The following is a 15443-nucleotide window of genomic DNA, read 5'->3' on the forward strand; positions in this document are numbered from 1 at the left end:
ACAGCATGCCATCACTGTTAGTCTCAAACTTTGCTTGCTATAGTGTGACAAACAATTAAATGAACTAATCACTTTGAAAAAAATCGCGCTCTTTGTAGACATTCAAAATATCTACTACACCACACGTCAAGCCTATCAACGCCAGTTTAATTACCGTGAGTTATGGCAACAATTATCTAATCAAGGAGAGATTGTACTCGCCAATGCATACGCAATCTCGCGCCAAGACGACCAACAACATAAATTTCAAAAAGCACTTAAGCACATTGGCTTTGACGTAAAACTAAAGCCCTTTATTCAACGCGCTGATGGCTCAGCAAAAGGCGATTGGGATGTAGGTATTACCATTGATGTATTAGAACATGCGCCAAATGTTGATGTGGTGTGTTTACTCTCTGGCGATGGGGATTTTGATTTATTACTGCAAAAAATCGCATCTAAACATGGTATTGAAACTTGGGTATATGGTGTTGAAAAACTCACCGCACAGTCTCTCATTTACAGTGCCAGTCGTTTTCAACCGATTAAAGAGGGGCTTTTACTTAAATAGGCTCTGTTGACCTTTTACGTCCTGCCGAACGATTCTTTTGAGCACGCTTTTCTCATTGTTGCCTGCATGGATGCAAATAATGGGCGTTAGCAATACACGGTAGAGTTGCTCGATATTCGCTTTGATTGCTAGGCCACTCATTGAGCGCCGTGATAAAAGCACGCTCAAAAGAATAAAAATAGAACAGCAAAGATCAACAGACCCTATCTTATTTCTTATTTTTAGGGTGTTTTACGCGGCGATAATAGTTTTTGTGCTCTACCTTTATTTTGTTGAATATCACACTATTTACTTTGCTTTTTGTATACACCAACTGATCTAATTCATTTTCAAGCTCTGTAACGGTATGTTTTTGAACATCTACTATTAAGTTAATGGTATTTACATGTTTACTGATCAGCATAATGTCTGAAGCAAAAAAAAGTGGCGGACAATTCAGAATAACGCGGTCGTACTTTTTACTCAGCGCCTTCAGCATACTTTCAAAGCGGCTCAAAGATAAAAATAACTGTGGCTTTTTAGGTAAAATACCACTGGCAAACACGTCAGCTTTAAGGGTAGGATCCTTTATAACGCACTGCTCGAATGAGTGGGTTTTTGCTAGGAAATTTGTGAGTCCTGGGTGACTTGGTTCATAACCCAGCTTTACTGTTATCGAATGCTCTCTCAGATCGGCATCGATAACAATCACATCTTCCACTTCAGAGATAGACTTAGCCAGTAATAGTGCAAAATTTGATTTACCCTCACCTGGCTCAAGCGAGCTAATTGCGATAATTTTATCTTGTTCATTACCATCACTGAGCAACATTCTCGTGCGTATAGAACGGATACATTCTTCAAATAATCGATAGTCTCCCTCATTTTCATTGCTAAATATATGCCCGCGTTTATAGCGGCGAAAGCGACTCACAACGGGCAATTCACCCAGTACATCTAAATCGTACGCACGTACTAATTGGTAATATTTTTTATGACTGTTACCGAGGATCTTAGCGATAAAGATAACAAGTAAAGATAACGCTAAGCCAATAAAGAATACGACAGCTGCAAGTAAAATACGCTTGGGTCTAACCGGTTTTTCTGGTTCTAAGGCAGGATCAACAATAATAATACTACTTGCGTGGTGAATATCTTTGAATAATTCGACTTCCTTTTGTTTAGCCGTTATTGACTCTAAAAGTTGCGTTGTCGCCGAGACGCTGCGCTTAATTTTTTCGAATGCTAAGTTTTTTAATATGGCTTGTTCTAATTGCTGCTCTGCCGCAATGCGGTTTAAATCCAAACTTTTAATGGATTGATTTATTTCGCTTAGTTTATGCTTGAGCCCATCCGATAATTTTTCAAACTCCAATGCAAGTTGCTGTCGAGTACCTTCAATTTCGGTTACTTTTGCTTTGTATTTAGGGTGTTTTTCAAGGTAACGAAGCTTTATTTGCGAAAGTTCAGTTTCAAGTTTGGCTTGCTGCTTGGACAATATTTTAAGGGTTTCTACGTCACTCCATTGCGAAATAACCAATGCGCTATCTGGGTTTGCATGATTTGCTAATGTGTTGATCACTCTTGCTAACTTTTCAGCTTCTAAAGTTAACGCTCTTTTTTGCTCATGTAATTGAGATATATCTTGTTTTGCTAGACTGACAAAACTCACAATATCAACAATATTGTTATTTTGGCGAAAGTCATTTAGTTTACTTTCTTCTTCATCAAGCTTGTCTTTTACCTCTTGGATTTTGGTTCGGATCCACTCATCACTCTTATCTGCATGGGGTTGCATCAAAGATAATTCGTATTCAATAAAGCTCGTGGCGATCAGATTCACGACAAAAGCAGCAAACTTGGCATCAGTGTGTTCAAATGACAACTCAAGCATATGCGTATTGGGGACTGGTTGAATACTCAATACTTTCAGAAACTCTTTTTCATCATTAAGTACTTTGTCATATTGAAGTCCATTACTATATTGCTGCTTAATTTTATCAATGAGTACATTTGCAAATTGAATGGATTTAATGAGTTTTATGGTCGTATCGAGCTCTTCTTGGATGCCTATTTGACCCGTCACAAGTGTTTGTAGTGGATTATCGGTTCGCTCAGCTTTCACCATAATGGTGGTAGACGCGCGGTAAACATCTGGCAATTTAGATATAAATAGCAGCCCCAGTAAGAACACACTGCCCGTCATTAAAATGATCACCCATTTTTTGACCCAAAGTAAACCTAGTAAATCGCCTACATTAATACTTGTATCTACATTATTTGACGAAACATTTGTTGGCTTATTCATTTAAAAGAAACTCTTTTCAACCTTAATCACATCACCAGGTTGCACAATACTGTCAGCTGAGGCTTTGAAAATATTGGATTTTTCACCCCGTTGAATGGTCCATTGTTCACGCGATGCCCGATCTTTTAATCCACCAGCTAAAACAATTGCCTGCTCTAAAGTGATGTTGGGCTGATAAGGGTAGCTACCGGGTTTTCGCACTTCACCATAAATGAAAAAAGGGCGATAATTTATGATTCTAACGGAGACATTGGGAGATACTAAATACCCATTTTTTAATTGCTGCTCAATGAAATGCTTTGCTTCTTGTTGTGTTAACCCCTTGAGAGTCAAACTCCCTAATAATGGGAAATCAATACTGCCCTGTTGTGATATTTGACCTTCAAAATACAAGTCACTTTCCAAGTATACTGATACTCTTATGGTGTCACCCGGCCCAAAGCGGTAGATTTGTTCATTTGCATCGCATGTAACACTGAATAAAAAAGAGAAAATGAACGCACATAGTAACTTGTTAACTACCATAAATACTCCATTGCAACTTGCGCACTCTGTTGGGTGACATGCTTATCAAGCAAGCTTGTGTCGATACGTTCAAGTGCCAGTGATGTATCCACATCAAACCCTTCATACGGTCGCCATTGCCAATCGAATGATGCCACCTGACGTTTGTGAAACCCATCTGATTGGTCAAACGTTTGGTCAATTTGTGCAAGTGATAAACGAATATAATGTGCATTACTTAATTGGTACTGCAATGAAATATCATTCTCTGTAGTTAATTGAGTAAGGGATTGTTGAGAAAGTGACACTTCAGAGTGTTGCTCTGATAGGAATGTTAGTTCAAGCTCATCAGATAAACGCCATTTGTCGCTGAGCAACCAATAATAGCCATCACTTGCGGTATCGCCCGTTCGCTCAAAGTATCCAACAACAATATTAAACTGATGTGAACCACCTAAACGCGTATATAACCCAAAGCCTAATTCTACCAACGAAGATGTTAAGTCATCACGTTGTTCATCTTTGTAGGTACCATCTGCTAATGCGTAACTATCTTCAGAAATTTTATGTCCATAACGCGCTGATATAACTTTCGACTCTGTTTGAGACAACGTTAAGTCTTCAAACGCTTGCTGGTATTGTTTCGTTGCGATCTCAATATTCAAATATTGCTTTTCAGGGGCACGCCCTAAACCTAAATTCAATGCAGCAGAGTGCGCTTGCTCATCAACATAATCTGCAAACTCTGGTAAAAATTCGGCATTTTCTTCACCTTTTATTTTCTGCGCTTGATAGGCATTTGCTTTAAACGTAATGTCTGATTGCTCTGATAAAAATATATTTAATGCTGGCGTGAATTTGTAATCAAAATGGTTTAGGGAAGATTCAGAAAAATAATTTTTTTGCGTTAACTCGAAAGGGATATGAATACCAAAGCCTTCAAATAACGCGACTCTGTCATAACCCAATTGCAGCACTGATGAAAACGATGACTGTGGGTTACTCTCTTGATAGTAAAGGTTGTCGGTAACTTTAGTTGCAACAGATACACCTACGTCATTCTTAGATTGGTGCCAGTCATTTGCTTTTACGATAACAGGCATCATTAACACGAAAGCAAGTGACAAGGAAAATAGCGGTTTTTGGGTCATTGAATACTCTTTACTGCAAAAATAGTGTAATCAAAACTTTATTGAGATTGTTTCAACGCATCCCAGCAACTTTCAATAAAAATACACGAGATTAACAAAAAATCAATATTTTTATTCTGAATCAACTATATGTACATATAGTTACATTTTTACATGCGCACAAGCTCAAACCCCAAAAAACCAATACTAAAATCGTACCTTTGTATTCTCCCGCTAACAATACTGTTAAAATAGTAAATAAAAAGTTACTGGAAGTTACGTTCTGTTTCCAATATGATGACTTCGAATTTAATACTTTAGTAATAGTTTAAGGTAATAATAGAGGGAATTACACAAAGGAGTTATTTGTCGTCACGGAATGTCATTATTTAGGTCATGTGGTAGGTAGTATGTCATTCGATATAATAACAAAAAACTTAGAAGCTGCTAATGAACCCAATGAGGTTCTGCAGAATAAGAAAAAAAATCTCACTAAATATAAAAACACATATTTCATTTATTGCCCTAAAAGGCATATTGAAAACATTTTAACAACGGCTAATAATTTACCTTTCAATTGTATTTTTAACGATTTTCAGCTTAATAACTTCGACGGTAAAACCATCTTATTTTATGGCATGGAAGATCTTTGTGCATCGCAGAAAGATTTTTTATTACATGCTGCATCGCAAGGCGCCCGTGTTGAGCAACTCACCGCTTTTTTAGACAAACAGCTTGGTTATACGGAAGTGTCACTTCTAAGCACACAATATTTTATCAATGAAGAAGCTATCGGAATGTTGTGGTGTAAAAAGTCACAATTCATAAAGTCTTTTATGGATAAACTGATTGCACTATTGCTACTCACTTTTACATTTCCGGTCATGCTGTTAGCTGCACTTGCCATTCGCCTTGAAAGTAAAGGCCCCACTTTCTACCGCCAACTCCGTGTTGGACAATACAATCGAGAATATAACGTATATAAATTCCGTTCGATGCGTATCGATGCAGAAAAAAATGGTCCTCAATGGGCGAAAAGTAATGATGTTCGTATAACGCGAGTGGGTCGCTTTATTAGGGCCACTCGCATTGATGAGTTACCTCAGCTTTTCAATGTATTAAATGGTGATATGTCAATGGTAGGCCCTCGTCCTGAACGCGAAGTGTTTATCAAAGATCTTGAACAACACATCCCCTATTATCGTTTTCGACATGCCATTAAACCGGGCATTACGGGTCATGCCCAAGTGTGTTATCAATATGGCTCCTCCATTGACGATGCAATCTGGAAACATAAATATGATGTGCATTATATTAAACATCAGAGCCTATGGTTTGATATAAAAATCATGCTTAAAACAATCCCGACTGTACTTTTTGGCATGGGGAGATAAGGGGTTGAAGGCACTCACAACTATGTACCATAACAGCTTTGATCTATCCAAGCTGCTCGATATCCTTTATCGTTTGGTGCCAGCAGTTATTCTTTTTACATTTATTAAGAGCTTAGATCTGGTTGAACACGCGAATGTGCGTAATGTTTTGCTGGATATTTTATTATATTCACCGCTTTTACTGCCATTTTTCCGATTGGGAGTGCCTGTTTATCTGCAGCAAAACCTTAACCCAAGTGTAAAACGGCAACACCTTGAAAATGTGTTTTTAATTCAGGTCAGTTTATTAGTTGCTGCGCAAGTGATGGTGTTAGTTAACCGCCATGCGTATATTATTTTATTGGTTTCAATAACCGCAGCGATGTTGTTTAACATTGGCAGTTATATGATTAGACAAGGTAATCGCAATGGGTTCTTCTTGCAAAATGGCCTGTTGAATTTTTGTTTACTATCGCTAGTGTGTTTATTTGTCATGGTAGGTGATTACCAAAGTGCAAAATTTCATATTGCTGCTATTTGCTTATTTTTAGCCTGTGTGGTTTTCTTTTTTATCTCACCCGATGAATTCAGTTATAACTGGAAACAAATCCCTAATTTAAAAATCTATATTTTAGATAGCTTAAGTACATTCTTCATTCCACTGGTTACCCTGCTTGCAGTAAAGCTGTGTACCGATTCGCAGACAGATTACTTAATTCTTATCAAAATCAGTGCTTTTATTTCGGGTACATTAGGTGCTCTCATATTGCTTCGTGTTCATCACTTAGACACTAAAGACAGCAAGACTTTGCTGACCCATTATAACAAGATAAAGCAGAGCCAATTTAAGCTTCTGTTTTTGCTTTCCATTTTCGGTTCCTTTGCAGCGTATATTTTTATCCCAAATCTTTTGTTTTATTTCATTCTCTTTATGTTGTTTGAAGCCATCTTACTGAAGTTTGGTCAAATGAACATTCTACTGAATTATAAAGGGCTTCATACCAAAGCGTTAAAAGCAACTGCGGTTTCTGCATTCTGTTGTCTTGTTTTGTATTTCTTATTTGACGCAATTGCACTGGCATACCCTGATGCTTCAGCATTGATTTTTTACGCACTCGCAATTGCTTTATTTCATGGTAGTTGTCGGTACTTTCTGCTAAGGCATTGTAATGACTAGCTATCTCTATGCATTATCCATTAGTCTAGCGACTGTGCCACTCCCGTTTGTAGGGTTAAAACTGTTTTTTCCCTTCGCGCTTTTGCTTGCGTTAGTATCTACAAAGACCTATGACATCTATAAAATTATCAATACACTGTTAGTCGCGCTGTTGCTATCTATTTGTGCTTTTATATACAAAGACGACCCCGTTAAGATTTTGATTATTGTGTACTGTGCTTTGTCTATCAGTTTTTTATTGTTCGATTTTGACGTTCACGAAAAACATTGGCTATCTGTCGCTTATCTACTAATCATGTTTTTCATTCTGTCTATCTTAAGTATTCAGTTCTTAGGCTATGACATCATTGCCAAAATAATATATGGCGAATCACGTCATGAGATAGGTGCATTTGAATTAATTAGTTTTAGGGGATCCGGTGTTTACCAAGAACCGTCGACTTATGCGTACCATTTAATCGCGATAGTGTGCTTGTTACACCTTGCAAATTCAAAAGACTATTTTTTGCAAAAATGCATTATTCTTATTTTTGCACTACTTAGCTTTTCTGCAGCTGCTGCAGTTGCTTTACTCATGTTGGCTTACCTACTCATTTATGCACCCATTCGCTTTAACTTAAAGCTTTCGCTGTTACTGCTTTTATCTCCGGCGATAGTTTACTTAGGGTATATCGTTGTCACTTTCTTACAATACAAAGTTGGTCATTACGCAACAACGGGTTTTGACGAAGTAACACGTTTTCATGCCATATCTTTATTTAGCGCCACCACACCTGCCCTAGGTTTAAGTGCAGAACAGTTAAGTAACTTAGTAATATTTGATATGGGGCCATTAATTTCAAGTGTGTTGATTTTTGGACTACTTGCGATTCCTGTGGTGTTTGTGTTGCTTTTATGCAGTGTAAAAAATCCACCAAGTTTCTGCTTGCTATTGACCAAGATACCACTAACCGATCCGTTACTGTGGTGTGTAGTTAGTCGTATTTTTAAACAGAACAAAACAGGTAAATTATGAAGCTCTCTGTAAACATAGATGCTTTGGAGAAAGAGCGCTTTGCCCGCCATGTATTACACAATCAGTGTGATTTTTATTATCACGAAGATAAACGTTCGATATTTGGAAAATGTAAATTTAGTCATGCAAAGCACGTGTTTATTTGGGGTCGTCGCCCTCCTGACATCGAGGCGTTTAAATTAGCAAGCAGGAGTGCTGACACCATTGTTATTCTTCAGCACGCTAAAAACCCAAGAAGAGATCAGGTACCTCTAAGTTATTATAAACAAAACTTTAAAAAACTCGTTTATTGGCTCTCCTCTATTGGCCGTTTAAAACTTTCTCGCTGGTATTTGGCACACAAAGCTCACCAACCTAAAGTGTTGCTGTTTTATTTTACCGAGGCCTATAAAACGGAGTGGCAACAGCATTTTACTGAACAACATAATGTCGAGTACATTTTATGTAATGCGCCTGATGTGAGCAGCTTTGGTGCTAAAACTGACGCCAAAGTATGCGCCACTCCTGTGCCCTGCTTTTACGTGGATGAACCGCTGACAAAAACACTGGGGATTTCTGAACAACAAGAGATTACTTTGTTGGTTGAGCTGCAACAGCTAATTGGCGACACTATCTATGTTAAATTACACCCACGCTCAAACATTGATAAGTTTAACCACCTAAACTTATTTAAAGTTGTCGATTGTATTTATCAAAACGCCTCTACCGTAGCGGGATATCGCTCAGGATTACTCGACTATCGATTTAAAAACCATACATGGTTAACATTGCAAAAGGATCTATCGTGGCAAAAAAAGTTAAAAAAGCACACACCCCACAGCCAAAAAGATTATGCGACCCAAGTTAAAGAGTACCTTTTAAAACATGATTTATAATGTTCTTTGGAGTGATAAAAGCTTCGGTGGCGCCGAGATATATGTAAGAAAAATGCAGAGCGAATTTGCTATTCCTTTTATTACTTTAAAAGATAAATCTGTGTGGCAATTAATCTGTTTCTTTTTCACTTTATTAAGTCCGGCTAACCAATATATTTTCCATGATACAAGAGCGTCTCTATTTTCAGCGTTTAGATTTTTTTATAGAAAAGATATATGTGTGCTGCATGGGCCGGGAAAGCATGCAAAATTTATATTTTTATTGCATAAGCTTTTTAATAGCTATTGTTATCGCGTCATTTTAGTTAACAGCGGTATTTTCTCTACACAAGCTAGTAAGGCATTTCATATTATTGAAAACGAGTCAGCATTGGACTCACACTCAAGCCCAACATCAAAAGATGTGATTTACTTCGGACGCCTTGAAAAATCAAAAGGTGTTGACGTACTTTGCGAGTATTGGCAAAAACATGCCCACCTTGCCTCTCTCCATATTGTTGGCGATGGCAGCTTACATGAAGCATTAAAAGACCAATACCCTAATATTCAATTTTATGGTGCTCTGAATCATCAACAACTTAACAAGGTGATTAATAATGTGGCTTTTTACATTAGTTGCAGTAACCGTGAAGGTAAGTCACTTGCACTTATGGAGGCAATGAGTACAGGGCTCATTCCCATTGTGTGTGACATTCAAAGCCAACATTTTCTCTATCAGGATCTGAGTCTTCCCTTATTACACGAAGATTTATCCAATTTTGATTCGGTGGTGTCAACATGGTTAAATCAAAAAGACGAACCAAAGATGATCACCATGCAAAAAGTAAAAAACTACTCTAAAACCCACTTTCAGGGTAATTGGGCAAATCAATGGCGTGAAGTTTTAAAGCCAACAGGAAAACCGTACTAATGGCACTTATCTCGAGAATTGAAAATGGTAAAGTTGCGGTTATTCGTAAATATCATGAATAGCGGCTCACATCAGAGCGGTGATAAGAACACTTAAATGATTCGTTAGATAATAAAAAAGCGCGGTAAGTAGAACTTACCGCGCTTTTTCGTTAAATCGGTTTATTAAACCATTTTAACAGGTACTGCTTGCTCAGAACCAAACTTAGTCGTTAGTTCTTCTTCAAGTGGTGTAAACGCTGTTAGGTCAATGCCTTCAACTGCTGCTGAGTATTCAGCCATAGTTGGGAAACGACCAAGAATTGAAGATAGTACTACTAATGGTGTTGAACCAAGTAGTGACTCACCTTTCTTGTCAGATGTATCAGCTACTACACGGCCTTGGAAAAGACGTGTTGATGTTGCGATTACAGTGTCACCCGGCTCAGCTTTCTCTTGGTTACCCATACATAAGTTACAGCCTGGGCGTTCTAGGTATAGGATGTTTTCGTACTTAGTACGTGCAGCTGTTTTCGGATTTGCATCGTCAAACTCAAAACCTGCGTACTTAGCAAGTACTTCCCAATCACCTTCTGCTTTAAGCTCATCAACAATGTTGTATGTTGGTGGCGCAACAACTAGTGGCGCTTTAAATTCGATTGAACCGTTTTGCTTTTCTAGGTTACGTAGCATTTGCGCGATGATCTGCATGTCACCTTTGTGAACCATACACGAACCAACGAAACCAAGGTCAACTGGTTTGCCATCGTAGAAAGAAACTGGACGAATAACATCGTGCGTGTAACGCTTAGAAACGTCATCGTTGTTTACATCTGGGTCAGCGATCATTGGCTCAACGATTTCGTCAAGGTTAACCACAACTTCTGCGTAGTACTTAGCGTTATCATCTGGTGCAAGTGCTGGTTGCTCACCAGACTTAATACCTGCGATACGCTCGTCAGCTAAGTCGATAAGACCTTGAAGCGTCTTCGCTTCGTTTTCCATACCCTTGTTGATCATGATTTGGATACGGCTCTTAGCAAGTTCGATTGACTTGATAAGTGTTTCGTCGTTTGAAATACAGATTGACGCTTTCGCTTTCATTTCTGCAGTCCAGTCAGTGAAAGTAAACGCTTGGTCAGCCATTAGCGTACCAATGTGAACTTCGATAATACGACCTTGGAAGACGTTCTCGCCGCCAAATTGCTTAAGCATTTGCGCTTGCGTTGCGTGTACTACGTCACGGAAGTCCATGTGCTTAGCCATTTTTCCTTTAAACGTTACTTTAACTGAATCAGGAATTGGCATTGCCGATTCACCTGTTGCTAAAGCAAGTGCTACAGTACCTGAGTCGGCACCGAATGCGACACCTTTAGACATACGCGTGTGTGAGTCACCACCGATGATGATTGCACGGTCGTCCACTGTAATATCGTTTAATACTTTGTGGATTACGTCAGTCATTGAGTGGTAAATGCCTTTTGGATCACGTGCAGTGATAAGGCCAAACTTGTTCATGAACGCCATTAGTTTAGGAATGTTTGCTTGCGCTTTTGCATCCCAAACTGATGCTGTGTGACAACCAGACTGATAAGCACCATCTACAAGTGGTGAAATCGTTGAAGCAGCCATCGCTTCAAGTTCCTGACATGTCATAGGACCCGTTGTATCTTGTGAACCTACGATGTTAACTTTAACACGTACGTTTGAACCAGCGTGAAGTGACGTTTCAGATTGAACACCTACCGCATTACGGTTAAAGATTTTCTCAACCGCAGTAAGACCTTGGCCTTCGTGTGAAATCTCTTTTGAAGCAGCGTAAACTGCTGGTGCATCAACGCCTAACGTTTCTGCAGCTAGCGTTTGAAGTTTCTTACCGAATACAACCGCGTAAGAACCACCTGCGCGCATAAATTCTACTTTCTGTGGAGTGAATGCAGATGACACATCTACAAGCTCTTTGTCACCGTTGTATAGTTTCTTCGCTTGAGTGTCGATAGTTAATACCGTACCCGTTGCAACTGAGTAAGCTTCTTCTAGTACTGGGTCGCCATTTGCGTCTGTAACTGTTTTACCGTCAGCGTCTACTTTCTTAACCCAGTTTTTAAGGTCAAGACCGATACCACCAGTTACGTCAACCGTAGTAAGGAAGATAGGCGCAATACCGTTTGTACCGGCAACTACAGGTGCAATGTTAATAAATGGAACGTATGGGCTCGCTTGCTCACCCGCCCAAAGTGCTACGTTGTTCACACCAGACATACGTGAAGAACCAACACCCATCGTCCCTTTTTCAGCGATAAGCATTACTTTCGCGTTAGGGTGCTTTTCTTTAAGTGCAACGATTTCTTGTTGTGCTTCAGGTGTAATCATACATTGGCCGTGTAATTCACGGTCAGCACGTGAGTGCGCTTGGTTACCTGGAGAAAGTAAGTCAGTTGAGATATCACCTTCACCTGCAATGTAAGTTACAACTTCAATCTTCTCTGGAATGTTAGGAAGTTTTGTGAAGAACTCAGCATTTGCGTAGCTTTCTAAGATTTCTTTAGCAACTGCGTTGCCTGCTTTGAACGCATCTTGTAAACGCGTTGTATCAGCATCGTATAAGAATACTTGTGTTTTAAGTACGTCAGCAGCTTGCTTTGCAACTGCTTCATCATTACCTAGTGCAAGATCAAGTAATACTGCGATTGATGGACCACCTTTCATGTGTGAAAGTAGTTCAAACGCAAAGTCAGCTGAAATTTCAGCAACACTTTCTTCACCAAGAATGATTTCTTTTAAGAATTGCGCTTTAACGCCTGCCGCTGGTGTAGTACCAGGGAGTGTGTTGTAGATGAAGAATTTTAATGAATCTTCACGGTGCTCATTTGTTGTATCTTTAATTTGAGCGATGATCTCAGATAGTAGCTCTGCACTATCAATTGGCTTTGGGCTTAAACCAAGGTCTTTTTGACGAACCTCAATTTCTTCCATGTATTCTGTGTACAAACTCATAAAAAACTCTCGACGTGTTTTTGAAAAGATATGAACTAAGTATTTTACATGATTTTTACTCACTCACTAAACTGTCGAGTCTAAAAAACATGAAAAACTCAGTAAATTAATACTAATTGATAACCTTACTGGTCATAATCGTGAAGTCGTCAATAACTCATTGATAATAGTTATTATTACCAAACAAAAACCTAACCACTTTGCAACCAATTAAAGCACGTTAATGGGATTACGCAACAGTCTGTTTTATCTGTCGGCTTCACTTTATATATTCATTTTCTGGCATTGTAACACGAGGATATCGCAAGCAGGATTTAGCCAAATAATACCCACTATAAATGATACTTATATTAGGGTGAAAAAATATAATTTAGGTTGATATTTGAACGCAAAAAAGCGTTAAATAGCGATTTACCACCAGATCCGTTCGATATTTATATCTTTCATGGTTCTACTACCAAGTAATATTTGGTGCTTATTTGTTATGTCCATACTGTGAATATTAAAATCGAGCTTACTGACATCGGCTTCTTTATCACCAGCTTTAAAACGATAAACCGTTTTAATTCGGTCAGTTGCGTAAAAGTAATCATCTACGGAGCTAAATCGCATATTTAAATCGACAATAATATTGTCAGGCAACGTAACTAATTCTTTCGTATCTAGATTAACTAAGCCTTTATCAGTTGCGGCATAAGGCACACCGTTATTACTATTAAATAGTGACAAAGAGTTTACTGATAATATGGTTTGCTGTTCCTCTGTTATAAAGTCATATCGCTTTACCCGTGCATCATCACCTTTTTCTACATACAACAAAGTATTACTGTTTTCGCCCCATATGATCGACAAGAGTTCTTTTTTCGCTAAAAAATCAACGCTGCGTAATTTCCCCGATTCTACATTTAAAATTTCAATGCAGTTATTTCGTTCAAACAACAAATGGTTGCTGTTCGGGCTTAATTTTAACTTTGATAATGCAGTTGCTTTATCTTCAAAATGGGTTAATTGCTTAACGCCTAATTTGTTGCCATGCCATACCTGCGGTATGCCACTTCGTTTAGAAATAAAATAGGATTGCTGGCGCTCATTATCGTACTGAATAAAATATGAGTTTTGTTTTGATTCATAAATAATGTACGCATCATGCCCACGGCCAAAGTCATCAACCTGTTTAAAACCGTAGTGTTGGGTGTTACCTGTTGTGTAATAAAGATCTGTTTTGCTTCTGTGACTTATATAATAAGGCAACACAAAATCAGGTAGTGATAGGCGTTCAATGACACTTGATGAGTTAATATCGATTGTTACAATTTGATCATAATCGATAAATCGCAACGTTTTTGCATCGACCCAATCTAATGCAAATGAATACGTTGCTGACTTATTTTGATATAGCCTTTTTGACTCTAGCGTTTCGAATGAATGTAAAAACACTTGCACACGCTTATTTTTCTCAAAAATTAAATAAGCCAACCATTTTCCGTCTTGTGACAGCTTTGGCATCGCTGGGCCAAACAAATCAGGGCGCGCCGGAACCAATGCATGTGATATCTTGGTTTCTGTATCGTACTTTAACAACGCTTTTGTTTTTAGTTCGTTATTACTCGATGTGTAATACAAATACCGCCCTTGTTTATCTAGCGCTACGTAGCCATCTGTTTGGTAATTACAATTTGATAGATGAGTAAAATCCGAACGTGCTTTAAAACCCGATACATTTGCTAACAGAAGCTCGCATTTACCCAAGCTTATGTCTACAGCCTGCACAATTAAACTGTGCTGCTGATTTTGCCACGCCAAAGCGGAAATCATCATTGTTGGGTGAACCAACGTAATTTCTTGTTTATCCGCCATCCGTCTAATATGGACTTTTCTCTCTTTGGTATCTGGATAAGAACGAGTGTAAGCCATAAAGGCTTTATCAAAACTAAATAACGGAAGCATTTCAGCGCCGCTATCGTTAGTTGCAAGTTCAGTATTAAAATCTGCCGTCGCCACATAATCGCTACTTTGTTTTGGCCAAAAATACCAATAAAGTAACCCAACAACACATAGTAATACACCGATAATAAGCAAAGTACTTAGACGTACATTCGTTCGCGTTGGTTTTTCGTTAACTTCAGTGCTTTGGGTTTCAATTACGTTTGGCTGGAGTTGTAAGCTGTACCCTTTACGATAGTGGGTTTTGATTAGCGGCGCTTCAAGCTCAGAATGTTGGAGTTGTTTTCTCAGTTCAGACATTGCACGATTTATCGCATTGTCATCTACAAATGATTGCTGCCAAACATAATCAACCAACATTTGGCGAGAAATAATTTGCTTTGGATGTGCAATAAAATACCGCAATAACCTAACAAGAAGTGGGTCTAATTCCGTTTTAATATCACCATTCGATAGCAAACATAAATCGCTATCAAAAAGCCAAGGTCCTAACTGATAAATCACGTTGGTCGCAGTTAACAAAAAATAAACGCGATATTAGCATAACTCACTTTATTTTCTATAAGTAATATTATTTATTTAAAAAATACTCAAATAAGGTTTTATGTAATACATTGAAATAGCTGTGTAATTTTCAGTTAAACCTTATATTTCACGATATAATAGTTTGATAAGAGACAAGGATTAATTTAATCGGCATCAT

General features: G+C 38.3%; 11 protein-coding genes. 6 read left to right on the plus strand and 5 right to left on the minus strand.

Annotation, left to right across the window (positions count from 1 at the left end; all coding sequences use genetic code 11):
- The first annotated feature begins 73 nt into the window (after positions 1-73).
- A complete protein-coding gene (locus L1068_RS02175) occupies positions 74-550 on the plus strand; it encodes an NYN domain-containing protein (protein WP_237128861.1) in 477 nt (158 codons plus the stop codon).
- A 208-nt stretch (positions 551-758) separates the two neighbouring features.
- On the opposite strand, the gene L1068_RS02180 is transcribed toward L1068_RS02175, so the two are convergent.
- Genes L1068_RS02180 through L1068_RS02190 form a run of 3 tightly spaced genes read right to left on the minus strand, consistent with a single transcriptional unit; the run spans position 759 to position 4492 of the window.
- A complete protein-coding gene (locus L1068_RS02180) occupies positions 759-2837 on the minus strand; it encodes a polysaccharide biosynthesis tyrosine autokinase (RefSeq protein ID WP_237128862.1) in 2079 nt (692 codons plus the stop codon).
- The gene (locus L1068_RS02185) at positions 2838-3362 is read right to left on the minus strand and encodes a polysaccharide biosynthesis/export family protein (protein WP_237128863.1); all 525 of its coding nucleotides are present in this window, start codon (positions 3360-3362) and stop codon (positions 2838-2840) included.
- Entirely contained in the window at positions 3356-4492 is a 1137-nt protein-coding gene (locus tag L1068_RS02190) for a hypothetical protein (protein ID WP_237128864.1), read from the minus strand. The genes L1068_RS02185 and L1068_RS02190 overlap by 7 nt, the downstream gene beginning before the upstream one ends.
- Before the next feature lie 389 nt (positions 4493-4881).
- Between L1068_RS02190 and L1068_RS02195 the strand changes: the two genes are divergently transcribed.
- The 5 genes from L1068_RS02195 to L1068_RS02215 are packed head-to-tail and all read left to right on the plus strand — an operon-like array spanning position 4882 to position 9821.
- Positions 4882-5865 carry a sugar transferase gene (locus tag L1068_RS02195; RefSeq protein WP_237128865.1) on the plus strand — a complete coding sequence of 328 codons (984 nt, stop codon included), beginning with the start codon at positions 4882-4884 and terminating at the stop codon, positions 5863-5865.
- 22 nt (positions 5866-5887) lie between these two features.
- Positions 5888-7021 carry a hypothetical protein gene (locus L1068_RS02200; protein ID WP_237128866.1) on the plus strand — a complete coding sequence of 378 codons (1134 nt, stop codon included), beginning with the start codon at positions 5888-5890 and terminating at the stop codon, positions 7019-7021.
- Positions 7014-8036 carry a hypothetical protein gene (locus tag L1068_RS02205; protein WP_237128867.1) on the plus strand — a complete coding sequence of 341 codons (1023 nt, stop codon included), beginning with the start codon at positions 7014-7016 and terminating at the stop codon, positions 8034-8036. The genes L1068_RS02200 and L1068_RS02205 overlap by 8 nt, the downstream gene beginning before the upstream one ends.
- Positions 8033-8911 carry a polysialyltransferase family glycosyltransferase gene (locus tag L1068_RS02210; RefSeq protein WP_237128868.1) on the plus strand — a complete coding sequence of 293 codons (879 nt, stop codon included), beginning with the start codon at positions 8033-8035 and terminating at the stop codon, positions 8909-8911. The genes L1068_RS02205 and L1068_RS02210 overlap by 4 nt, the downstream gene beginning before the upstream one ends.
- Entirely contained in the window at positions 8901-9821 is a 921-nt protein-coding gene (locus L1068_RS02215; RefSeq protein WP_237128869.1) for a glycosyltransferase, read from the plus strand. The genes L1068_RS02210 and L1068_RS02215 overlap by 11 nt, the downstream gene beginning before the upstream one ends.
- A gap of 164 nt (positions 9822-9985) precedes the next feature.
- On the opposite strand, the gene L1068_RS02220 is transcribed toward L1068_RS02215, so the two are convergent.
- Positions 9986-12796 carry a bifunctional aconitate hydratase 2/2-methylisocitrate dehydratase gene (locus L1068_RS02220; protein ID WP_237128870.1) on the minus strand — a complete coding sequence of 937 codons (2811 nt, stop codon included), beginning with the start codon at positions 12794-12796 and terminating at the stop codon, positions 9986-9988.
- A 411-nt stretch (positions 12797-13207) separates the two neighbouring features.
- Positions 13208-15244, minus strand: coding sequence for a winged helix-turn-helix domain-containing protein (locus L1068_RS02225; RefSeq protein WP_237128871.1), 2037 nt, complete (start codon positions 15242-15244; stop codon positions 13208-13210).
- Positions 15245-15443 lie beyond the last annotated feature (199 nt).

Source organism: Pseudoalteromonas sp. MMG024 (assembly GCF_021654175.1).
Taxonomy (GTDB): domain Bacteria; phylum Pseudomonadota; class Gammaproteobacteria; order Enterobacterales; family Alteromonadaceae; genus Pseudoalteromonas.